11 protein-coding genes, 2 tRNA genes and 1 pseudogene are annotated in these 26,735 nt (G+C 32.6%); 8 read left to right on the forward strand and 6 right to left on the reverse strand.

Annotated features, from left to right (window positions below):
- The first annotated feature begins 4,136 nt into the window (after positions 1–4,136).
- Positions 4,137–4,691 carry a YggT family protein gene (locus GIY03_RS01410; protein WP_457913932.1) on the forward strand — a complete coding sequence of 185 codons (555 nt, stop codon included), beginning with the start codon at positions 4,137–4,139 and terminating at the stop codon, positions 4,689–4,691.
- Positions 4,692–5,563: 872 nt separating this feature from the next.
- Entirely contained in the window at positions 5,564–6,700 is a 1,137-nt protein-coding gene (gene hemW / locus GIY03_RS01415) for a radical SAM family heme chaperone HemW (protein WP_457913933.1), read from the forward strand.
- Between the two features lie 2,620 nt (positions 6,701–9,320).
- Here hemW and GIY03_RS01420 read toward each other — a convergent pair.
- From GIY03_RS01420 to GIY03_RS01430, 3 genes and pseudogenes are all read right to left on the reverse strand, one after another.
- Positions 9,321–9,884: a penicillin-binding protein activator LpoB gene (locus GIY03_RS01420; protein ID WP_457913934.1), complete on the reverse strand. Its 564-nt coding sequence runs from the start codon at positions 9,882–9,884 to the stop codon at positions 9,321–9,323.
- Positions 9,885–12,554: 2,670 nt separating this feature from the next.
- A pseudogene (gene secB / locus GIY03_RS01425) lies at positions 12,555–12,971 on the reverse strand (protein-export chaperone SecB).
- 382 nt (positions 12,972–13,353) lie between these two features.
- Entirely contained in the window at positions 13,354–13,794 is a 441-nt protein-coding gene (locus GIY03_RS01430) for a rhodanese-like domain-containing protein (RefSeq protein WP_457913935.1), read from the reverse strand.
- A 1,873-nt stretch (positions 13,795–15,667) separates the two neighbouring features.
- Between GIY03_RS01430 and rfaD the strand changes: the two genes are divergently transcribed.
- From rfaD to galE, 6 genes are all read left to right on the forward strand, one after another.
- A complete protein-coding gene (gene rfaD / locus GIY03_RS01435) occupies positions 15,668–16,597 on the forward strand; it encodes an ADP-glyceromanno-heptose 6-epimerase (RefSeq protein ID WP_457913936.1) in 930 nt (309 codons plus the stop codon).
- A 12-nt stretch (positions 16,598–16,609) separates the two neighbouring features.
- Complete coding sequence (rfaF, locus tag GIY03_RS01440; protein ID WP_457913937.1) at positions 16,610–17,656, forward strand: ADP-heptose--LPS heptosyltransferase RfaF; 1,047 nt, start codon at positions 16,610–16,612, stop codon at positions 17,654–17,656.
- Between the two features lie 2 nt (positions 17,657–17,658).
- Positions 17,659–18,621, forward strand: a complete 963-nt coding sequence (gene rfaC / locus GIY03_RS01445; RefSeq protein ID WP_457913938.1) for a lipopolysaccharide heptosyltransferase RfaC — start codon at positions 17,659–17,661, stop codon at positions 18,619–18,621.
- A complete protein-coding gene (locus GIY03_RS01450) occupies positions 18,618–19,781 on the forward strand; it encodes a glycosyltransferase (RefSeq protein WP_457913939.1) in 1,164 nt (387 codons plus the stop codon). The genes rfaC and GIY03_RS01450 overlap by 4 nt, the downstream gene beginning before the upstream one ends.
- 2,088 nt (positions 19,782–21,869) lie before the next feature.
- On the forward strand, positions 21,870–23,123 hold the full coding sequence (locus tag GIY03_RS01455; protein WP_457913940.1) for an O-antigen ligase family protein: 1,254 nt from the start codon (positions 21,870–21,872) through the stop codon (positions 23,121–23,123).
- Positions 23,124–23,144: 21 nt separating this feature from the next.
- Positions 23,145–24,161 (forward strand): UDP-glucose 4-epimerase GalE, encoded by a 1,017-nt coding sequence (gene galE / locus GIY03_RS01460; RefSeq protein ID WP_457913941.1) that lies wholly within the window; start codon positions 23,145–23,147, stop codon positions 24,159–24,161.
- A 1,584-nt stretch (positions 24,162–25,745) separates the two neighbouring features.
- Here galE and GIY03_RS01465 read toward each other — a convergent pair.
- The 3 genes from GIY03_RS01465 to csrA form a co-directional block, all read right to left on the reverse strand.
- Positions 25,746–25,822 (reverse strand) — tRNA-Arg (locus GIY03_RS01465).
- Positions 25,823–25,825: 3 nt separating this feature from the next.
- Positions 25,826–25,918 (reverse strand) — tRNA-Ser (locus tag GIY03_RS01470).
- 307 nt (positions 25,919–26,225) lie between these two features.
- A complete protein-coding gene (gene csrA / locus GIY03_RS01475) occupies positions 26,226–26,396 on the reverse strand; it encodes a carbon storage regulator CsrA (RefSeq protein WP_457913942.1) in 171 nt (56 codons plus the stop codon).
- Positions 26,397–26,735: the final 339 nt, after the last annotated feature.

Below are 26,735 nucleotides of genomic sequence, written 5' to 3' on the forward strand. Positions count from 1 at the left end.
TGACTGCTACAAGCAGTGAACTATGTTACATACAGAGTATAAGAATCGTTAAGATTTTCTTTTTATTGCACGTCACAGCATGTATTGGTGCATAATGCTGAACTTATTAGATATTCTGATATGAATAGAAGCTAAATCATATTTCTGTGTTGTTTAACATATACTTTTTAGCCAGAAACTAATATTGATGCTCTAAGTTTTTTATAATTTTAATGAATATTATGGATTAGTTGTGCCATTTTGAATATAAATGCAACAATAATATTTGAATCACTAAATTATTTACAATGATGTAATGTAAAACTAACAACGTAAGTTACGTAAATATATCTAGTATAACACTATATTCTGTTTCAGAAAAACTTTTACCCTTATACCAGAGATATAAGACAGATTATAATATTTATTATACATAAAATATCTTATCATATTCAAAAGTGTATATGTTGAATATTGACATATATAAATTATATGTTGATATATAATGCCAAGGGGTCACTTATATATGCGCTGCACTATAACTGAAATTATTTGGAATACAGTTGTTGACCACTACAACAAACATATCATGCTTGTGACATCATTAAAGAGAAGAATAAGAAACTAGGCTACGATGACATAACTGGTTAAATACAATAAAAAATGCTACCATGTCGATCAAATTTTTAGCATACGTTTCAAATAATATAAAATTATCGTGCGAATATTGGCTGACCAGAATCAATGCTGTTAGTTTTCATACTATATCATTTAAGTACATATACAACCAAAAAAATACTCAACTAGATTGTGTTAATACATGAGCTACCTTAAACATTCCTGATAGCGTCGTATATGACGTCGTAAAAATCCTTATCCATCTTGTCAGAAAAAAATTATCTTAGGGTGTACGATGTTTTGTCTGTACGTGTCCGATATCTATCGATCAGTTACTTCTGCATCACTGTTGCACATTCATGTTGTACTTGCAATATATCGCATTACTCAAGAATTATAGTTAAGGACCAGTCAGTGTTATCTATTCATATAAAAGTAAGAGTTTTCTTGCATGTTTATGACTATCTCTGTAGCGGCTATTATAAGTTGTATGACAATAATAGATCATGATACTGGTATTGCAAGCAGTACAGACTGTTTCCATATTATAGTCGGTAACTTTAGTGGAATTGATGCATAACTAATAATTCTCACTCCAAAAACACTAGAGTGTAATTATTAAAACTAAAATATTTTAGAGATATTAAAGTAGCTAAAGGCGTACAATTAGTGCTAGTTCTGTTGTTCTGGAAATCGTTTCCGCGAATACTATAGCTATCATAATACCTTAGCATATTGTTAAATAGTTATAAATAATATATTCTTGATACATATAGCTAAATTTTTAATAACTTTCATGATAGCATTAGCAATAGCAATGATAGTGAATGACATAGAGATTGTCGCAGTAGATGTACATCATCAAAATCAGTTGAGATATGCAAGCATATAAATAGTCAGACAAAGTTGGTTGTTATTTATGGTGGTTTAACACTCTTGTAGGATAATTTGTCATTCTAAAAATCGTCATATATGTTAGTTTTTAGACTTCCCGAATTACCTACAAGTATCAGCACACAAAGATTAATCAGTCATCATATTTAAAATGATGTTTGTAACGTGTAATTAACATTATTGATGTTTTGCTATTCATTATCTCAAGCGTTGTATCTACTTGTATAGCTTCGCATTTAATCTACCTAAGGATTAACAAGAAAATTGTATTTTATTTACTATTTAAAATAGTTTTACCAGCTACGAATAGTCTAATAATTAACTTACATAATTATATTAGATATACTGTATCAGTATCATACTGATAAACTACGCATTTAATCGTTGAAAGTTTCAATTTAGCAGAAAATTATTTAATTATTATATTATCTGTAATTCATTGCATTAAAATAACTTATGCAAGATTGTTATCTTACAATCAAGGAAGTTAAACTACTTGGGAAGAGAGCAGGACTTCAAGTCTCTTACTACAAACTAGATAATGTAAAAAGACAATGTAAGTTAACTAAAACTATCATTCTATTTTACAAGACTGCAATGCAGAGATAATGATTGAGACTATGTATTTTTATGAGGTTTATATGTCTTCATAGATTATAGAGTGTTCTTGTGATGGCAAAATAAAGGCAGAATAGACTCTAGCAGTTATACTCGTATAATATAAAGAGTAATCTGTATAGACTACCTAATAGATTATTTTTATTAACTAAATAAGTTATAACGAACATATGATAGATGGTATAGTGTTTTATATGTGCTTCTAGATATTTCTAATGAACTGGATTACAATGATTTTAATTATATCAAGCTATCCGGTGTAAAAATAACTATAAAGTAGAACAATAACAGAGACTCATGAAACATTAAAATTAACACATGATAAAATTATTATCTCTCATATTCATAGAAAATTTTAATCATATGCAAGGAATAAAACAGCGATACAGATTAATACCTCTTAGGGGTAAATTATCATACTAGATACCAGTTGTAGTTGTATCTAGCTGCACGTATATACATCCTTAAGCTGGATAATATTGCTAATATCTGGTCCTAAACTATGAGATGTAGTGCTAAGATTTTATTTTTGTAAGCAAAAGAGATACTAATCTAATAAGATAACAAACGTATACTACCTTGAGATGGTAAATCATTACTGTATAAAACCGGGCAAAAACCAAGTAGTAATAATGTCTTCTGAGATGTACTCTCTATTTTTTTAAATCCTGAATGCTAAATTTATACCTGAGACAGTTTTTAAAAGTAACATATTCAAAGGTGAAGTAGTAGGTTATCTATTTTGAATAAAAATTTTTATTGAAAACATATCATTTTCAAAACATATTATAAAAATTATAAAAAAGTATCACATAGCATGCGTTATACCACTAAGGTACTGTAAAAGTGGCGTTAAGTTTATTAATTTTATATTAGTATACAACGGACTAATTTTTGCAATGTATTGAATGTATTATCAACGCTGGCAACATGGAGCGCCGTATAGACATAACTCAATTTTATCTAAACTAATAGCTACCACAGTATTAGAGATTATTTTCGATGATAGATAGAGGTGTGCTGTTAGATGTGTATTTTTTTCTAATACCAAAAGCAAGTGCTATTGTAGTCAGTGTGCATATTGATAAATATGAAAAACCGAACAGCTCAACTTGTCGCCATGCACAACACATAGATATACATTAAAACCTGATTATTTAACAGATTGAAAATAAAAAATATGAGGCAATATCGTACGATTGCCTTAATTGATGGTGGTAATATAACACGAGCTATGATCACGGGCCTTGTAGCAACGTGTATTCAGCTTCGTTAATTAATTTTGTGCTACCTCGATCAACAATCGAGATACGTTGATGGCAAGTTATAGTATCGTAAGTAGCGAAGTCAATATTATGAGTGTAAATAACGCTGCAGTTATGGTGCTTGCGGTTAAAACAGAGATAATGATATTATCTCAAACTATTAAGAAAATAATATTAATTTTTACAAGAACACTAGTCATTTTAATTGCCGCTGGTCTTTAGGTCTATCTTTTTATAAACTGCTAAATGACAAAACTGATTTTTGTTTTTGTTATGTCAAATCACTATCATTAGTTAGCAGAAGCACGAAAGGTTACGTGTATCACCATAGGTTAGTCTTTAGCATCGTCAATAGATACTACTGATCATCTATTAAGCGAGCTCGGTAAAGTCTGTTGAGTTGATGTTGAATGGGGGATTCACGGATGCTTGTCACAGCAAATTGTACGCCGGCCTATTTCTTTGTGACGGTCATGAAAAGAAGATAAATGCATCGGTTTTGACAGTCAAATTGCACGCCATTTAATTCAACAACCTGCTATCGATGTTTTAGGGTTAATAGAAGCTTACTCAAATGTATTATTATCTACGTTGCGAGATATCAAGTAACTGCCTAGGCTAGCGCTACCTCAGCAGCGCTACAGGTGTTTAAACATTATCCAAGCACCGTACACTACAGAAAAGCTACACGAGCGGCGGTTTATATACCCAAGAATGGAAAATTATGTTAAATAATATGATATTAATTAGAGAGGTTATGACATGCTGACAATGTCTTTTATTGTTAAAACCGTTATTGATCTTTATGTAATGGTACTACTGTTGTGTATTTGGATTCAGTGGGTCCGCTTGAATTTTTATGATCCATTTTCAAAGTTTGTGTTCAAGATAACCCAGTCGGTGGTTACGCCACTGCGTAATATCATCCCTTCTTTAGAACGTCTTGATAGTGCATCACTGATTTTAGCATTTCTATTGATGCTTATTAAGTATCCAGTTTTATTGTTGATTCAAGGTAGCAATATACAATTTAACTTATATAATTTATTGTTTGGTCTTATCTCATTAATTAAATCAGCAGGATATTTAATATTCTGGATGATTATTATTCGCTCTTTAATGAATTGGACCAGTCAGGATCATAGCGTGCTGAATAATATGATATTTCAGTTGACAGAGCCTTTAATGGTACCGATCCGCCGCGTTATTCCAGTGATGGGCGACATTGATTGCTCCGCTATGTCGGTAGTTCTTTTTTTATATTTGATGAATTATCTAGGAATAGATCTGTTAGGTGCGGTTTGGTTTTTGCTATAAGTCTAATCATTTGATTGGCTAGATAGCAAAGCAAATATAACTATACTTAGCTACAAACTAGCTAGAACAACATTCTGATTGTATTTAGTAACAAGGTTACATGTTGTGCTGACTTTCTAGAAGTGAATGACCACGCTAATATATTAAACTCCTTTTAATCCAGAAGTTTAAGGCGATAGCATAATATTCTCATTCAATAGAATAAGTTGTGCAATGTAAAAAAGACATACCATGTTTATGGTAGGCCCTCGTTTTAGGGTGTATCTATACTACACATAATCAAGTTATTTTAAAAGAGTGACGATGTACAACGTGATTTCATCGTTCATCTAAGAAATAGTTTAGCTTAACAAATCTAGTATCGGACATAAAATGCAAGGTAGTCATGATAAATGGTCGTAATTCTGATTCTGTTAATAACAGTCGTACTTGTTAATATATGTTGCGAAGACATGTACGCGATACAGAAAAACGAGTAGATAGTAATCGTAAAATTATTCCGACTAATAGTGCTTTGCTATAAGCAAGGTAATGCAAGTTTACTGCGTGTATTACATGGAACAAGAATTTGCTTATTCAAAACAGCAATATAGCACGCGGTGTTTTAAAAAATGTATCACAGGATAATTGTCCTGCGTGCTTCTACTGTCTGCGAAACTATCTTTACAAAAAATCAATTCCTTATATCGCTTATGTACTATGGTATCTGTATAAATATAACAATTATGACATGTATAGATACCAGTATTATAAGAAGCTAGCTTTCTTTATAGTGGCGAAGAATTGGATAATTGCTATCCATAGCTGTATGAAGAAAATTATACTATCTTACCGCAGAAAAATACTGCAGTTAACACTAATCGGTATTAGAAATGCTTAAATTACCTCCGCTTAGTTTATATATTCATATTCCATGGTGTGTGCAGAAATGCCCTTACTGTGACTTTAACTCGCATGTATTAAAAGGAGAGCTACCCCATCAGGAGTATGTTGATCACCTACTAGCCGATCTAGATGCTGATAGGCCTCTAGCAGGTGATCGTAAAATTAGCACTATTTTTATTGGCGGCGGTACCCCAAGCTTATTAAGCCCTAAGGCGCTACAAGCGTTATTAAGTGGCGTGTGTTCACGTATTTGTGTTGTGGATAACGCCGAGGTTAGCATAGAAGCGAACCCTGTCACCATGGAATCGGATCGTTTTAGTAGCTACCAGTATGCTGGTGTAAATAGAATTTCAATTGGCATACAAAGCTTTAATACTGATAAGTTAATTTGTCTAGGACGCCTCTATAATGAGCAAGAGGCTAAATATTCAGCAAATCTAGTATCAAAGCTGAATCTGCGCAGTTTCAACTTTGATGTAATGCACGGCCTACCAAAGCAGTCTTTAGAAGAAGCATTGAGTGATCTACGTCAAGCTATCGCTTTAGATCCACCTCACTTGTCCTGGTATCAGTTGACTATTGAGCCTTACACTTTATTTGGTTCGTTATCGCCAGTATTGCCTAACGATGATACGTTATGGGATATTTTTGAGTGCGGCCATCAGTTATTGCTAGATGCTGGGTATCAGCAGTATGAAATTTCTGCTTATGCTAAACTAAATCATCAGTGTCAGCATAATCTCAACTATTGGCGTTTTGGTGACTATATTGGGATAGGTTGCGGTGCGCATGGCAAATTAACCTTTAGAAATGGATGTATCCTACGTACAACGAAAACAAAACATCCATATGGTTTTATGCAAGGAAAATATAGAGATAAGCAATATGACGTAGAATTTGCAGACCGCCCATTTGAATTTTTTATGAATCGATTCCGCTTATTAGAAGCAGTACCACGTATCGATTTTATTAGCTATACTGGGTTAAAAGAAGATGTTATACGTCAACAATTGGATACGGCGCTCATAAAAGGTTATTTAAATGAGACATCAGAGTGTTGGCAGATCACCCAGAAAGGTAGGCTTTTTCTCAATACTTTGCTAGAGCTATTTATACTGAATTGATAACGTTAATAGCCAGCTAATCGTTAGCTTAACCTACTTATCTCGAGTTATATAATGAGGTTATCTATTATTAACGATATTTTAGAAAATCTTGGATAAAACTTTTTACTTCAAAGTTTTTATCAATCCTACCCATACTTTATAGATAATTAATTTTGCTCTTTTTATTCGTTTTAGTAAGTCAGGAAGTATATAGTAAGAACGTAATTCTATAGGATTACAGACTTAATTGGTGGCGACTAAGAACAGATAAAATATTTTAGTAAGCAGCATTTACATGAGTGCTTTTATGCACGTCGATTACTTGCACGAGCCTAAGTTTTTGAAACACCGATTGCAATGCTGTTGGGTGACTTTTATAATTTAGGACATAGTGTCGGATATCTATGTCTGTTTTATTAATAAAAAGTAACTCTAATGTGATAAAAATGCAAAGTGTACTATATCATAACATTTGATAGCACTACCGTATGTCATGATATAACCAGTGATAGCTTATCCTTAATTGAAGCGGTGCTATTCTGTTATAGCTGTGCACTTTTTTTAAATTTTAAAATCCCTCTATCTACCCATCATCTAGGATGATGGGATTTTTATATTTTAAATATCAATAGGGTATTAATAGAAATATTGATGAGTTAACAACCAACTTTTATAATCTGTGCTCTATTTATTGTAATAGATAAAATTTTTCTAGTATAGAAAGCAATGCTTCAATTATTTACGTGAATAAAGGAATAAGTGAAGTTAAAGTGACATATATATCACGTGCAGTTAGATAATAAATAGAGTATGAGAATAATCATTCAATATCTTTGCTGTAGATAAGACGCACTCATGCTATCAAGATGCGTGATATATAGTCTGCGAGACGCCAGGCAGAAATGAAATCTTCTGCTGCAGATTTTATAATAAAGAATATTATACAATAAAAGATATTTATCCATCTTCTAACGATAAAAACTTTAACATAATTGCTCAATCTTTTTGCGTGTATAAGTTTTTCTATGTATCACTGTAGTATCAATGATCATCCGGAGATATTAAATTAAAACTAAAGATCAGCGCTAAGAACAATCTCCTTGGAGTATATCAGATTCCGTAAATGTATTCACACTATCTAATAACTAGGTTGTTATTAATTACCGCAGTAATCAGTGGGTATGTAATAATCAATAGTATCTTCTGCACTATTTCGAATATAGCTTTATAATTGTTCTTTTTGAGTTCACTAATAGAAAATTATAGTGTAGTAAATGCATACTGTATTGATGTATAACAAGTATATGTAAAGTTATGAATAACTAAAAACCAAAGTTTTAGGAAAACTACACTATTATATATATTCATGAGATTTATCTGAAATAGATCAATCGACCTAGCACCGTGGTATGTTTAGTAACAAGCTTGTAAAGGTAAGCGCTGACTTTTTCTTGTTTAAGCATGACACGCACGTTAAACCTGAAGAGTATACTGTGTTACGTATACATATATAGATTTCATTGTAAGAAAATTTTTGAATTATTGTAATTCACGACACGAATCTAATAATATAAAGATATATCTGATTTTACAAGCAAGATGATCATTATATAGATATAGCATCAAAAAAAAGACTGGGTAATAGTAGTTTTAGGAAGAAAAATAATTACTATTTTACCTATTATAGTAGTTGTCATAATAAAAATATAGTACATCGTAATATTGTGAAAACTTAAAAAAATTATCTTATAGCATTAATAATTATTGCTAGATTTGCTACATAAAACTTTCAGTGTGTTAAGTATATATAAAAACCTGAAGTGAGTATAACAGATAAATGGTATAGCTATGTCAATATATTAAAAAACTCAAAACATTAGGTAATAATAAAACAGTGCTTTTGTAACTTAGTGCAACTTCCTGTAAATATAAAGTCAGCATATTATTTCTACAGTGGTGTCCTTCAACACTAAAAACTTCAGTTATTTTCTGCGAGTATCAACATTTACCGGAACGTAAAATGTGTCAGATATACTGAAATAGTAACATAGACAGTTGCTACTTGAAGTGACTGTTTAACAATTTTTCGACATAGTATAATACGGTCTGTTATAATGTTGCTATAATATATGTATTATAAGCCAAGGAGTTTTAATCCAACTGCGCTGGTGATTAGTTTATCTTTGAGAATATTAAAGTGTAGCCATCACAGTAGCATAAACAACAATAATATTACTTAGCATACTGCTAACAATGCATACACGTTCAGAGTAACTTTTATTTTGTTACTGTCAATAGCTACTGCGGTATCGTTATAAATTTAAATAATAGTAATTAAGTGGTTATTGATTTAATGCCACCGTTATATTGTTAGTTAACTACGTTACTTCAGGGTATGAAATTATTTTAAGTAGTACACTTTCAGTAAGTTATTGAATATCAATTGCAAGCTAAATCTACAAATCTAGTATCGCATTATAACAGAAAGACAAAGGTGCTTTACATTTCTGCTTAAGATCCATTTTTCCTTCGCTACTCTTAACACGCTAATTGTTATTTTTCATATATGTCACTCAGCGAAAAATAATAATTCATGGTATACTATTCTAAATGCTGTGTATTTAATAATATTTGTAGTTTAGTTATCAGGTTCAATAGTGCCACTACCGGACCAAATAATTTCACCGGTTTGCACAAGTATTAATTGCATGTCTAGCATCGGTGATTTTACATCGCCATTTAAATCGCTGTGTAATACGTACTGTGCATTAATGATGCGTGCTAAACCAATCGCTTTACTACGCGAGTAAAAGGTATCTCGTAAAGATAAGCCAAGAGCTTGTCTAGCGTGTATTAGTCGTGCTTCTTGTATTATACCAAAGATGGAGTTAGTTTTTAAGGACTTATATAAGGCGTCAGTTGCTTTATCTGTTGGCAAGGCGCCATTGGTGTTATTGTGCATGTCATCTAACAATAATAGGCTACCAATTATCACGCCTTGAGCCTCTAGCATTTGGTTCACTAATGGTTGTATACTACCTAACCAGTCAAAATTCTGTATTTTAGATGTTTTTGACATCGTTGAAAAGTTCGATTTTTGCGGTTGTTTTTTAACGATGTATGGTGTAAGTGACTCAATTTTCATTGATCGTTGAGTATGCAACAAACAGCCATTCAAAATCCATACAACTAACACTACCATATATACTTTTTCATGATTTTTTTTTAATCAAACTAACAAGTGAGGTCATAACATAAGAATGTATACTTATCATGTTGCAAGTTACCTACGTTTTATTTAATTATATCTCTAGATATTAATTGTTATCAACCTAACAATTTATTTTATCACCTTGCACTATAAAATTTAAATTATTTAAGATATGCACTGAATTAACTAGAAGTTGCATTTTTTAGCTTTTAGAAGTTATAATGCATTTCATGCATTAGCTTGCCTTGAGGCGCAGTCATATATTTCGAAATAAGTAAAAATTTCCACCATAATATCGCAGTCTAAACACAGTGCTAGTTGTTGCGCATTATCTTCTTCATCAGTGTGTCTCTATACCCATTCTGTTAAATATAGTATAAGGCTATATAGAAAAGGCGTATTAAGGGCTAAACGATTACTATAACCTTATGGTTTTTAATGCTATACAGTAATCAAGGATGGAATAGCTTTCTTGCTAATTGCAACGGTTCGCTTTGATTGTGTATCCAGAACACTACGTTTATATTATCAAATAGCGATGCATTCGAACTATTGTGTATATAATATCCTAAGGATGTAGGATGTCCTGGATTTTTAAATAGGTAATACCACGACTGCTATTTTCTATCCATTAGGTTTTTTAAAAACACAACTATATACCTACTGCATCTCTAATATCACACGCATTCTATTGATAAAAAGACCAGTTGCTTTCTGCTCTTCCTGTTTAGATGTTACTAAATATTTTATAGAATTTTTATGCTATCTACGCACTATATTCATTTAGTATGTTATATAGTTTTGTACTCAAAACTACGCGATATAATCATTAAGTGATATTTAGACTGGTAGAGCACACTACTCATTATGCATTAACCTGCTAGACGCTAGTTTACATACTAGATAGCAGACTAATGATTATTTTTACTGGTGATCGTTAACAGTGCTTTTATAAGAAAGTCTGATGTCATAACTTTAAAAATTCACATCTTACAAGGAAGATATAGGATTTACGTTCTTTTAGAGAAGAAGATAACGATAGAGGAATGAGGAATATAGAGAAATATATCAGAGAATCCACGCTATGTTGTTACATTATAACCTTATTACTATATCATCGAAGATCGCTTTTCGTCTTTATCCAACTTCCCGATATCGTTATATCAGTAATTCTTTAAAACTATAACTGCCATCCTAGAATAAAACTTCTAGCGGTTATCTTAATAATTATAAAGCACAAAATACATTAACTGTTTAATAATAGATGATAACAGGAAGAGCAGAAAGCAACTGGTCTTTTTATCAATAGAATGCGTGTGATATTAGAGATGCAGTAGGTATATAGTTGTGTTTTTAAAAAACCTAATGGATAGAAAATAGCAGTCGTGGTATTACCTATTTAAAAATCCAGGACATCCTACATCCTTAGGATATTATATACACAATAGTTCGAATGCATCGCTATTTGATAATATAAACGTAGTGTTCTGGATACACAATCAAAGCGAACCGTTGCAATTAGCAAGAAAGCTATTCCATCCTTGATTACTGTATAGCATTAAAAACCATAAGGTTATAGTAATCGTTTAGCCCTTAATACGCCTTTTCTATATAGCCTTATACTATATTTAACAGAATGGGTATAGAGACACACTGATGAAGAAGATAATGCGCAACAACTAGCACTGTGTTTAGACTGCGATATTATGGTGGAAATTTTTACTTATTTCGAAATATATGACTGCGCCTCAAGGCAAGCTAATGCATGAAATGCATTATAACTTCTAAAAGCTAAAAAATGCAACTTCTAGTTAATTCAGTGCATATCTTAAATAATTTAAATTTTATAGTGCAAGGTGATAAAACTATATCAGTTGGAAAATGTTTTATCATAATTGTCTACAGGAATTTTTTGAAGCTAATATTTTAATTAAAATAGCTAGTTTCATAGTGCTATTATACTTGAGTACTACGAGTTTTATCTATTGTAGTCTGTTGTCATAGGACTTATTTACACTTATTTTGTTATGAATATTAATAACATAAAAAGTGATAGTCATGTAATCTAAATGCTGTATACAAGTTAACAGTAGATTTTTTAGATTTAATGTAATCAACATTGAACAATTAATCGCATCAGTAAAGATGAGGTAGTGAATTTTACAATGCTGAAGATGTTCAAGGTAGTAAGCGTGTTAGAGTAACCTCTATATCATTATACTTCCGACAGCTAATAACGATTATATCTTTTCGTACCTCTGTCTGCATACCACATAAAATTTAGCTTTCTGCGTTGTATGAAGAACATATTTAATAATATAATAATTGTAGATCATTAATAAACTATGTATCTGAGTATAGTTTGGATTTTAATTAATAATATTGATTATCCTAGACATAACTTGGCATTAATGTCAGAATATTAATTCTGATGACTAGAATATAGATAAATCAACTTTAAGTAACAATGCATTATAAATCGTAGGGTAGGTCGAAGATTGTGTGGCCATAGTTTCCTAATTTTTAAAATTTTAGATAATTATGATTCTATAGCAACGGATGCGGCTTATGATGCAGGGTGCAGTGCATAACATGCATAGTGTTTGCTATTTTTTTTATCACAAGAATTAATATGTCAATGTTATTTTTTAGGTACTTAATTCAGAGAATGTTCGTTATTTTTTCTTTTTTTTGCAGATAGCCTATAAATAGTGGGTAAAATTAACTGGTACCAGATTTATCAATGGGAATGTTCCTCGAGAAAACTACATAAATAATGCATGACGTACATATGGGAATAGAACATTTGGACAATATGCTCCTATGCAATGTGCTAGGTGATTAACTGTAATGTCTTTTATAGAGAAGAGATCTGTCTATTACGCTTCACATAAAAGTTTATTATGTTGTCTAGATATGCAGTAAAGTTTACACATTTTATCACCTCATATATGTCGGCTTCTAATTGACTAGAAATAGTATCTATATCGCATGTAATTTTTGGTTGCCATTCTTGTCGAAAAACTTGTGGTATGTTAGGGGTTGAAAAGGAGATATGTTAGCGTAAATACGCTTGATCTAAAAAGTCATCGTTGTGCTATTTTCCTTAATACTTATATATATCCTTAATGATATATACCCGATTAATACTTGCGAATATAATGGTAACTCATGTTGAAAAAGCAAATCAAAACCTCCATGAGTATAGAATTCATATGTGTATTCAAGAATTGAGCTTGAGAATTCGTAGATCTTTGTGGCCTGGAACTTATAAGTATTGTAAGTGAGTTAAGTCAGTTCACATAAAGGTACTGAAAGTATTACAGTATAGATTTAATACATTTAAAATTAATAAAAGAACAATAGTTTGACCCCTAATTTTACTGGATGCTTTATATGAGATATTAAAAGATTTAATTTTCTCCTCAGTATATTTCATAAATTGTAAGTGTTAAATAATTTAACAAGTGTTAGTCTTTACTAAAGGCAGGTTGTCATAGCTCCAGCCAGCAATACCTTGTTTTAATATTACAACATGTATAAAACCGGCTTTATAAAGATTTTTTGCTGCTTCGAATGAAGCAATGCCATTAGTACATACAACAATAATCGGTTGTGTTTTATGTTTTACTAGATCTCCTAAGTTACCACTTTTAATATCATTAATAGTGAGACTAGTAGCATTAGTTAAGTGACCCTTATGAAAATCATTGCGATTTCGCGTGTCAACTACAATGCCGTTTTTTTTATTGATTAGCTGCACAGCTTCATGAGGTGAGATCGCTTTAACTTCAGAAAAACAACTTTTAAAAGCCTTGATGATTACCGCAATAAGTAGAGTAACCCAGGTTATACTTAGTAAAAGATGTTTGTTAATAAACGGTATAATTTCTTGTAGCATGAGGTATCACAACCTTGTAAATTATAAAAATCAATAAAGATTTAGAATATATCTGCTGAACTCAGAAATACACTAAATCAGCAAATCATACAAAAATAATACATTATACTATAATATACTGATCTTGAGAATGTTAGTTAATACAATCCACCGAAGTTTTTATAAAATTCAAGGATAACTATGCATATCGTATAAGACTTGGTACAACCGCAAAATAGGTGTGTACAAAAATTCCCTAAATGACTAATCAACAACTATAGTATAAATAGTTCTTTTTATTAAGATGAGTATATTTATTAATTCGGTTTTTAAAAAACACTTTTAAATAGACATATAATTTTTTTGCCTATACCTTTTATTCCCAGACAGGTTATTTCTTAGCGCTAGATTATTTGTTGTTCTTTTATTATAATATTGTGTTAACCGTTACGTTATGGCATAGTTTTTAGTAACTAGTCAATTAAACCACTAAATAAACGTTACTATATCTGTTAATGTTTTGCATTATACGATAATAAATGTTTCTGAGTAATATTGTAGTATCTATAGATTTACTGAATTACTCAGAACACTTTCTGATCAAGACACTTGAATCGTGATTAATTTATTTGCGGTACTTCCCTCGTAAGCCCTAGATCTAAGAAGGTTGATATTGCAGTTAGCTGTTTGGTTTACTAGTAAGATGATTAGATTAATCTGGGACTTAGATATCCATATATAAACAATCTTGTTACGTTAAATATGGTGTAGCTATTAAACCTTATAGTCATAGTTGAGAAAATTTATAATATTAACATATTACGTGTATTGCATTGCTATTTGTCAATTAAAATGGCGGATAATGCAATTAATACATCTTGTATTAACTGATTAGTTAGTCTATTACTCACCTTCATTTAGTAGACATATGAGTTCTAATAAATAAGATATTTAGAGGTCTTGCGGAGCTGTTTTGGCGTTCGTGACTATTCAGTAGCATGCGTTAAATAACTTATTCAAAATCCTTCTTATTTAGTAATATCATTAGTTCCGATTGCTTTAATAAATATTAAAAAATCTAGTCTAGAAATGTAACGGATATTATATACTGAATTTATCGAGTACCTAAAAACTAAATTAAACTAATATATAATCTCAGTAGTTTTGAATGATTTCATCATTTATTGTTATGAGCTGTCTCTATTTATAGAGATTTTAGCAAATTTCAGGGTACATGGTAAGCTTAGTATACTACTATATTTTATATAATATAAAAGGATTACCAGCATCTATTAGTTGAATAGCTGACGTCTATAACTTCAGCATTAGCTTAATGACTATAATGTTAATGTGTGGTTAGTGTAGTCAGTGCTAAATAAAATTTAGCAGTAAATAATTTAACCTTTAAATCATCTATAGCTTTTATAATAAAATTATATGTATCATAAATGTAGTGAAAAACCCAGTCCTGCCAATTGATATTAGTTAATTATATTGCTCAACCTTATTGATGAGATATATCCTGTAGCACAGCGAAAAATCATGCTTTAATCCATCTAATACCACATTTAACACGCTATTATTATGTTTCTACAATCTTTAGCATAACAGATGTATATTTATAATCCTTGAAGATACTGTCCAGTATTTCGTGAAAAATGCGGAGGGTATGTGTATTACACCCACCTTGCAATTTGCAATGGATTTTAGTATACAGGTTTAGTTATTAAATAACCCAAAAGCATTAAACGTGGAAATAACATCATAATTTATGCATGTAGTTATAGTGCATTACTGCACTTTTATTTTTTTTAAAAAACAATATTACTATAGATGTCAACCATTAAATCTAAAATTATTATGCTCCATAAACAAGATTGATAGGAGTAACCCAATGATTATTGTTACTGGCGGTGCCGGTATGATTGGAAGTAATATTATTAAAGCATTAAACAATAAAGGATATAGCGACATATTGGTAGTAGATAATCTAAAAAATGGCATGAAGTTTATCAATCTCGTTGATCTGGATATCACCGACTATATTGATAAGGAGGATTTTATAGCTAGAATTGTACGTGGGAATAGTCTAGGTAATATTGACGTCATATTTCACGAAGGTGCTTGCTCTTCTACTACTGAATGGGATGGTAAATATATGATGAATAATAATTATCAGTGCTCAAAAAACATTCTTCACTACTGCCTAGATCGCAAAATCCCGTTCCTGTACGCTTCCTCTGCTGCGACCTATGGTGCCCATGAAATATTTATGGAAGAACGCTGTTATCAAAAGCCATTAAATATTTATGGCTACTCAAAGTTTCTGTTTGATCAATATGTACGCTCAGTATTTCCAAAGGCGCACTCACCGATATGTGGCTTACTCTATTTTAATGTCTACGGCCCACGAGAAAGTCACAAAGGAAATATGGCTAGCATGGCCTTTAACTTAAATAGCCAAATTCATAATGGTAAGAACCTTCAACTTTTCTCTGGAAGTAAAAAGTTTAAGCGTGACTTCATTTGGGTTAGCGACGTAGCAGCAGTTAACTTATGGTTATGGGAAGCAGGTAAGTCAGGTATTTTTAATTGTGGTACTGGTTGCGCTGCAAGCTTTCAGTCCATCGCCGATTCGGTAATAGATTTTCACCAAAAAGGCACAATAGAATACATTGATTTCCCACAGAATTTGAAAGGACGTTACCAGGTACATACACAGGCTAATATAACAAAGCTACGTACTGCTGGCTATAATGCATCATTTAAAATGGTTGCTGAAGGGGTAAAAGAGTACATGACTTGGTTAAATCGTAGTATATGAGTGAAATGAATAATGAAAATCCTAGTGGTTGGCCCATCATGGGTTGGTGACATGATGATGTCTCAGAGTCTTTACCGTACTCTAAAGGTAAAGTATCCATCCGCAAAAATTGATGTGATGGCAGTAGCCTGGTGCCGACCGTTGCTAATGTGGATGCCGGAAGTCCATCAGTCTCTGCTAATGCCGCTAGATCATGGTACTTTAGGTCTGAGCGCACGCGTACGATTAGGACATTCCTTGCGTGCTAAGCAGTATGATCGCGCGTATATATTAAGCAATTCATTTAAATCTGCATTGGTGCCATTTTTTGCTGCAGTACCGCAACGTATCGGTTGGCGAGGTGAAATGCGATATGGTGTGCTTAATGATATGCGTGTGCTTGATAAAACTGCATTTCCATTGATGGTACAACGTTATATAGCGTTAGCTTATAATAAAAGAAGTGTTATGTGTGCTAACGATCTACCTCAACCACTATTGTTTCCACGGCTACAAATTAGCGAAGCAGAGATTCTCAAAATCTCTTCTGCATTCAATTTTAATAATCATAGACCTATGATTAGCTTTTGCCCTGGAGCAGAATTTGGGCAAATAAAATGCTGGCCACACTATCATTACACTACATTAGCACAAAAGTTAATTGAGCAAGGTTATCGTATTACACTATTCGGCTCTAAAAAAGATTTTACAGTCGGCGAAAAGATTTATGCTGGATTAGAATCGGCGTCCTGTAATTTTTGCTTAAATCTAGTCGGGAAAACTCGACTAGAGGAAGCTATGATTTTAATGGCGTCTAGTCAGGCAATCATTAGCAATGATTCTGGTTTAATGCATATAGCCGCTGCGTTAAATAAACCATTAATAGCGCTGTATGGGCCAACTAGCCCAGAATTTACGCCGCCATTGTCCAAGGAGACTCAAATAATCCGTTTAATTAGTGGTTATCATAAAGTTCGTAACAGCGATACTAAAACAAAATATCATGTAAGCCTAATTAATCTTCAGCCGCAGCAGGTATTAGAAGCCCTTATGCTATTATTGGCAACAACAAAGGAATAGCTATGCAGGTTTTAATTATTAAAACATCCTCAATGGGAGATATCCTTCATACGCTTCCTGCATTGACTGATGCTATGCAAACCATACCGAACATTCGTTTCGATTGGGTTGTCGAAGAAGGATTTCGTCAAATTCCCACCTGGCATCCAGCTGTTGATTGTGTAATTCCAGTGGCTATCCGTCGTTGGCGAAAAAACTGGTTTTGTAGTATAACACGCCAGCAGCGTATTGCCTTCAAACGTGAGCTGCAGAAGCGCCGCTATGATTTAGTAATTGATGCCCAAGGATTACTTAAAAGCTCGGTGTTAATTACTCGCTTTGCTAAGGGTAGTAAACATGGTCAAGGCTATAACAGTGTAAAAGAACCATTAGCCAGTTGGTTTTACAATTATCGGCATAATCTTAAAAAACAGCATGCAGTAGAGCGCATGCGACAACTTTTTGCTAAAAGCTTGGATTATGATCAGCCAGACAACGACGGTTGTTATGCTATTTCTCAACGATTTTTAAATCAGCCCCCGGCTGATGCTGGACAGTATTTAGTGTTTTTACACGCAACCACACGAACCAATAAACATTGGCCAGAACAGAATTGGCGTGAGCTGATTAAGTTAACAGTTAACAGTGGGATAAAAATTAAGCTACCTTGGCATACAGAACATGCACACCAACGTGCACTTCGATTAGCAGCAGGTTGTTCATCTATTGAGGTACTTCCACAGCTTAGTTTGCAACAGATTGCCGAAGTGTTATCAGGTGCTCAAGGTGTGGTATCAGTCGATACTGGACTAAGCCACCTTGCTGCCGCGCTTAATAAGCCAAATATTACACTATTTGGACCTACAAATCCTGAGATGATCGGTGGTTACGGACAACATCAATTATCAATATTATCAGATAATTATAAGATGAAATCCATCTCAGTCGATAAAGTGTTCGCTTTATTGAAGGAACAATCATTATGAAACGACTACATATAATTAATTTAGAAAAAATGGGTGGAGCCGAAAAAATATTATTGCAGTTTCTAGCGCATACTACCTCGGGTAGTGATAGCATCCTTTGCATTAGTAACAAAATAGGTTCAGAAATAACAACTTTCCTAGGAGGAACAGAATTAACTTTTGCTAACCAGATTTTTCAGGGCAACACCCTAAAATACCCTGTTTTTATGAGAAGCACAGTGTTACTACGCAAGATTGAGCGACAGCAGGCTGATTGTGTTATCTTTTGGGATGTGATTCCTAATTTAGTGAGAAAAATCTTTAATAGTAAAGCGATTTATTATGATCATGGTTGCTCTTGGCGTTTCCCTCAGAACAATAAAACCCTGTCTTTTTTTAAAAAAATTGATAGTTGTATCGCGATTAGTTGCGCGTCTAAAAAAGTGATGGAAGAGCGCTTTAAATTAACCTGTCATATAGAAATAATAAAAAACTGTGTTCCACCACCTATTACCTTTAAAAAAAAATATGATGAACCGCGATCCAAAATATACCTTGGCACCGCTTCACGTTTAGACTCACTTAAAGGAATTGGTATACCTATTCTGATAATTCAAGAATTAAAGAAACTGAATATCTACGCAGAACTATACATTGCTGGTAAAGGAGCTCATGAGTATGCGCTGAAAGCTCTCACAGTAAGGCTCGGGCTACAACAGCGAGTTCATTTTCTTGGCTTCCAACACAACCTGACTGATTTTTTCACGATAATCGATTTTTATATTAGTTCGCCGGTTACGGAACCGTTTGGGTTATCTTGTATGGAGGCAGTATATCATGGTGTTCCTGTCGTGTTTCCGCTTATTGACGGGCAACCAGAAGTCGTTCCTAACGGTAAGTGTGGCATTGGTATTGCGCCCACCCTAACCGTCTTACAATATCATGCACTAACTGGACTGAATATTAAGTTTCCACATCAAGTATTCAATCCTATAACTCAAACAATGATGAAACCTTTAGTTCTCTCGCCTAAAGAATGTGCTCAGCGAATTTCTGAGGTTTTAGTAAATCAGAACTATTTAACACTCAGTCAGAATACTTTGCAACACGCGCGCAGCCACTTCCATTATCTAGATTTTATTCGGGCATTAGAACGGGGCTTTTCAGGTCGTAAAACCTAGTAGTTAATGTGTTTTATGTTATACATAATACACTACTATTGTAGTGCTAATTAGCATTATCTGTTGCTATTATCTTACCTGGTTACTATAGAATATAGTTTTGATCGGTATACTGAAACATTTCTAGGCTATTTAAAATACTTTTAAGTTTATGATCAGTCTTGTTTATATTATACTTTGCTATGCTAGTTGTAGGTATGCCAGTAGCATAGCAACTATGTTAGCGTGCCGTTTACGACATTTAAATTTTTGTGAGACTGTTGTATAAGCCTTGATTTCGTTATATTACTATAACCTAAGCATTGAGAAAAGCGGGGCTGGTAATGCATATGTTTTTTGATCTTTATATTTGTAATATTTATATATAACAATTGATAATTGTCAATTTTTCATATTCTGTTTAGTCAACTAATAATCCGTATTGATTTTTTTAATTAAAAAAGATATAATGTTTTTGACATTTATAATGTTATTATGCGTGTTTCAAGTTTTTAACCCGAAAATATTAAATGACATTTAAAGAACCTATTTTTCTGGGTAAGATTACGTGATTAGCAATGTCTTCTCAGATAACCCTATATCTTATATAGTAATGCAGTTAGGCGTATCACTCTAAGTTTTTCGATCAACAGAAAACCGTTAAGTAAACGCAGTATGAAGATCGCATTAAGCATTACTGGTATTTTATTAACTATATCAAGATATTATGTTGAATTCTTTATTCCCCGTATTTAATCTATTCATAATATCATATCAAACCTGATAAATTTATTGATCTGAAAATACAGTGATAGCTCATCTAGAGATTGATTACGGAAAATTTGATAATCATAACTGTATTTATTGTGATAGGTATTATGTTGATTGGTACCAGCATAGTGATTTCAGTTTATATTTAGTAATAAATGTTATATTAAGTAAATTGCTTAATAAATTAGAGAAACTATTCTATTGATATCTACATGCAATACTTGGTATTATACTAAGCATCGCGTTTGAGTTAGTTTGACTATTTATCTCCATGACTGACTAATACATGTGTATTGTACTACATACATCGGATTCTTGGCATTTAGAACTATAGAATAATACTTTTGCTATTTAAAGAGTGTGTATTAACTGGTTAATATGTTGTAAATTTTATGAAACTAGAATTTTTTAAGATATCATTACATTCATTAAATATTCACGTTTGTTGATTATCTTCGCTTTGAAGATGTTGATATCCGCATAAATATCAAAGAGTCTCTAATAATTTTGATTTGAAATCTCACAGATATTCTCAGAGAATTATTTAATTCTAGAAGATATTACAGAATCTATAAATTGTTTAATAGATTTACTGTCACTCTTTATGATACAGAACAACTTAACAGATTAATAAAGGCAGAATCTATACTACACAACTGCCAGTGTAAATTAATAGCTAATCGAAATAGTTTTTTTACACATCAATCTTTTGAGTGTGCTTTATACACATAAAGCTATAGCATACAAGACATGTGTGATAGCCTGTGAAATTAAAACAATCAAAGACTCACCAGTCAATTTATCTGCATTCATCCTGTATATCTTGCGTAGCGAAGAACATTAACGTATATCTATAACATATTTTAAAAATAAAGCTCAGACAATAGAGATTAAAAATTATACCCATCTAAACATTATAAACACATTGCATGTATAAGACATAGTCAGCGTAATAATTTGACACATGACATAATCAACAGAAAATGTTATTTCTTTGTCATCATTAAAAATAATTTAACTAATAAGGTAGCGGATGTATTATTTTTGAATAAAATAGACTATCACCACCCAGAGTTAGTAAACCGAAGTAACAGTGACGAATGCAAACTTTTATGGTTGATTTCTCTGTGTTCTACATGTAAATCTGAAAAATCCATGTAATGTGACTACACAAATACACAGAGAAGAGATGTCGATAATTTGCTCTACTAAAAGTTGCTTTACAGCAATATACCAGTTTTCTTGAATATGCTATTAACACTTAGCAGAACGCTATCACATAATATTCATGTTAAGTGATAAACCTTTAAGACTATAATTTATAGTAATTAGGTATAAATGCTGAACAAAATAAAAGCCGCTAATACTAAAAAACTGAGTTTTATAATTGTTGCAATAGCAGTTTCTACTAGTCTAGTAGAAACTACACTGAACCGTAATGCATTTTATCTAGCGATGTTGGTGGCTCTAAGCACCTTATTTATCCAGCGTCCCCGTCGCATACCACATGAGATTATATTAATATCTTTCGGTGTATTTATTGTTGGTTTTAGTCATCTATTGTGGCATTGGCGTTTCCCTGGAGTAGCACTGAGTCAACTTGAAGTTGATAAAAATTACTGGATCACGGGATGGCGCCTTATAAGTGGTGCGTTATTACTGTTTGGTATGGGTGCTTCACATGATTATTGGGATCCAAAGACTTTACATATCACTACAACACTCATTATTGTTGGTTTTTTTTACACTTCCTTCATAGGGTTTTATTTTTATTGGCAAAAACCTGCGCTACGTTTAGAAATTCAAACAGTTTCTACTATGACTTCTTATATTTATATGTTGCAGTCTTTGCTGACGATATATGTATTATCACTATTTAAGTTACGTTACAAAGCTTTGTTTATTTTTTGTGTTTTAGTAATTACACTTTGGGTGATTTTACTAACAGAAACTCGTTCATCACTATTACTGTATCCAGTGATTGTACTACTTATGTTTTTTGATGGGCACCATTCAGCTATAAAAATAGCACTTATTTTTTTTATAGCAGGTTTATGTATTAATTTAATAACCGGTCATTTCTTTTATAAAATTACGGCACGCTTGGCTGGAACTAGCATAGAGCTAAATAATTATCAGAAAGGCGATGGAAATTCTTCACTCGGATCACGTATCAGCATGTGGAAGGCAGGAATACATGCTATTAAGCACAGTTTTTCTGGTCAAAGCGCGGCGACTCGATTCATTCTCATAACCGAATACATTAAAAAAAATGAACGAGGTAACCCAGAAGCATTGCGAAACCTAGCATTTCATATGCACAATGATTTGATTGATGCCGGTTCTTTACAAGGTATTACCGGTATTATAGCAGTACTAACATTTTATTTTCTAGTATTTCGTGCTATCCGCACAAGCACGGCAGCCAAACCAGTGTTATTATTAGTACTTATGCCTACGATAATTCTTGGTATGGTAGATACTCTTTTTATTGATCAACGTTATGTGACTAATCTTACGTTGTTATTAACTCTCTATATGTGCTTGCAACCTTCAGTATGCCATACTATTCACTCTGATATAAAGAACTAAATCTAAAAAATTGGAGGAACAATGACAATTTTAGTTACAGGAGGAGCTGGATATATTGGTTCGCACACTGTACTTAGATTACTCGAGCGTAATGAACAGGTAGTAGTATTAGATAATTTGGTTAATGCTTCTTCTATCTCTTTGCAGCGCGTCTCCGAAATAATTGGAAAAAAAGCAGTGTTTTATCAAAATGACATAAGAAATCGAGGTGTGCTAAAACGCATTTTTAGTGAACACACTATTATTTCTGTAATGCATTTTGCTGGCTTGAAATCTGCAATGGAATCTATTACTCAACCGCTAGAGTATTATCAAACTAACCTGAGTGGTACACTTGTTTTACTAGATGAAATGCGTCAGGCCGGAGTGTATCAATTAATCTTTAGTTCTTCTGCTACAGTTTATGGTACTCCAAAAAAAGTCCCGCTGCAAGAGACTTCACCTATTGGCGGTACTACTAATCCTTACGGTACCTCAAAACTAATGATAGAACATATTTTACAAGATTTTTCTAAAGTAGAGCCCTCATTTTTTATTACTATTCTGCGTTATTTTAACCCAATAGGCGCACACCCCTCTGGCCTAATCGGTGAGGATCCTAAAGGACGACCTAGTAATCTATTACCTTGTATTGCCCAAGTGGCAATCGGTCAATTAAAAGAAGTAGCGATTTTTGGTGATGATTACCCAACGCCAGATGGTACTGGAATACGTGATTATATTCATGTAATGGATGTAGCAGAAGGACACATAAAAGCGTTAGAACGCATTTATACTAATACAGGTGTGTCAGTATATAATCTAGGTACCGGTGTTGCTCACTCTGTACTGCAAATATTGTGTGCTTTTGAGCAAGCCTGCGGAAAAAAAATTTCTTACCAGGTGCTTCCACGTCGACTCGGTGATGTCGCTGAATGCTGGGCAGATGTTTCACTATCTGCAGAAAAGCTCGATTGGAAAACACAACGCGAATTACAGGATATGATGAGCGACGCCTGGAATTGGTATAAGAAAAACCCACGTGGCTATTATACATAAGCAGTATTAGTGAGGGAACGAAGGTGTACTCGTTCCCTAGATTAAATCACAGTGCTCGTGAGGAGCACACTTTGGAATTATATGAATAATTTTTGTTCATCAATGAATATTAGCTAAATTATCTTAGATATTCATAATATTGATCGTCTAATACATTTAATCTGAATTATCTTTCCACGAAACAAGCCCATAGAGCTCTATTGAAGATAGTATAGAGCATCATAGTGTTCTATAATTAATAAAGCATTAATGATATATTATCAGAACTCATCTCATATGGAGCTTTTTAAAAGAACTGCTTTGTTGGGCGGGATGATTGTACTAAAAGTCATTTTTTAAATTATACGCTGTGTAATGAAATAATTTAGAGGATTGATTAATATTATCACTAACGTAAGTATCTGTGTTCGTGTTTAAATATGTGATGGTTAGTAAACCATCTGAAGAATTTTAGGCTATCCTAACAGTCTTTCTTATTTTATCGACGAGTCCGCTAAGCTAGTATCTGGTTATTAATTAGTTAACCTGTTTATAAATTTAGCTATTTAACTGATTATCCGCATTGACTCCGTGGTATATATTACAGTAGAAAACATACTGTAATTACGGTAGAGTAACTATTCATATTTTAGAGTGTTAAATTAGAGTACATTAACGAGATTATAGCATCTACCTTAAATTAGGTCATTCTGCAGACAGTAGCTACTTCAATAAATATGCAAATCTTAATATAGCGACGCAAATAGGTATGTTATTATAAGGACAGTAAATACTTCAAACGATTTAGTAAATTCAGTATCAATGGCGCCGTAACTTATTTATACTTGTATAACTCGCATAAAGTTGTTCTTTCATAAGTTAATATCCTGAAATCTAACATTTTCATATTTTTAGCAATTCTGGCGATGTTTTTCTGTACTGCCAAGAGATAGAGGCTTATCTAGGAAAACGTTACTCAGTAATTAACATGTATAATGCTGGTTGCTTATAATGCGCATTATATTAATGAAGTATGCGCTGATCATTTTAAGTTTAAATGCAGTAGCAAATACTATTTTAGTATTGCAATATCTCTAGGACGTTAGGTGAATGAAACATTTATACTACAATAAGCTAATTGGTGCTACCAAAATCCTTTAGATAATTTCTAGAAAATGCTACTAGTCTTTACCTTTAATATTTTATTAAAAATCATCTTGTTACTAGATAATAATAAATACTATGTTTAATGGTGCATCAGTTGAGTATCTATAACAATATTATTTATTTTAAATACACAATCTGTGTTCTCTTACATATCGTCATTTTATTTCTACCTGTGAAGAACATGAAAACTGCATTAATATAACATTGTTTGTTTTACGGACTTTATTAGAATAGATGCGTTCTAAAACGCAGAAGGTATGTAAGAAATTCTACCAAGAAATTTCAGACAAGTCTGCTTAGGCGAGTTTTGAGATACTAAAGCAAGGAAATTATTTCGTGGTTTCTCTAGTTGTGGGATATTTAATGCTTTTATCTTTTGATGCATTATTCGATCTTCTATATCTAGAAAGTATCGCTTTCTGATAAAAATTTTTCAAATGGTGCATCCAGGAGGAGTCGAACCTCCGACCGCTCGGTTCGTAGCCGAGTACTCTATCCATCTGAGCTATGGATGCAAATGGCGGTGAGGCGGGGATTCGAACCCCGGATGCAGGTTGTAACTACATACTCCCTTAGCAGAGGAGCGCCTTTAGCCGCTCGGCCACCTCACCCTGTGCTGTTTTAAAATTCTATATCATACTCCTTAAGGCGTTTTATTAGTGCTGATGCTATGGATTATAGCATTTTTTCAACGTTATAAGTCAAATTATTTTTCCTATGCATATAGGTTTATATGATTCATGATGAACATGAGCATTTTATAAAAATATTATATTTTATTACAGGTAAAAACAAGTATTTTTTTAATGTATTAAAAATGTAGACTGGGGAAATAACAGCATGAAATAGAAAAGAACGTAAAATTCTTCTAAATCTTGCCTAGCATGAGGTGCCGACTTAAAATGAGTAAGTCTTCTATTAAGACTGCTCTGCTTGGATACGTTGATATATCTCTTCGCGATGCACGGATACATTTTTTGGCGCATTCACACCAATTCGAACTTGATTACCTTTTACCCCTAGCACTGTTACCGTTACTTCATCGCCAATTATAAGAGTTTCACCAACTCTACGAGTCAGAATTAACATTCTTTTCTCCTTGAAAGATTGCAAGAGTCGGGTCTTACAATTTTTTATTATTATCCATTATATACTCAATATATCTTAAGATGCAGGTAAGTATTTAGTAAAAAGTGCGTTAAATCAGGATTTTGCGCTTACTCCTATCGCCTGTTCAATTAAATTGAATATATACCATATATTGGTACGATATACTCGTTATACTTTAAGCTTCCGGAAAAATCGTAATAGAGTGCAAAATTAAACTAGAATGAATTTGAAGAATTCTTTTGCTATACCTCAAGCGCAGTTTAAAACCATCCGGTTAATTAAATCTCAAGAAGATTAGATCAGTTAGTGATTTAGGTG

The organism is Candidatus Gillettellia adelgis (genome assembly GCA_020541285.1).
Classification (GTDB): domain Bacteria; phylum Pseudomonadota; class Gammaproteobacteria; order Enterobacterales; family Enterobacteriaceae; genus Gillettellia; species Gillettellia adelgis.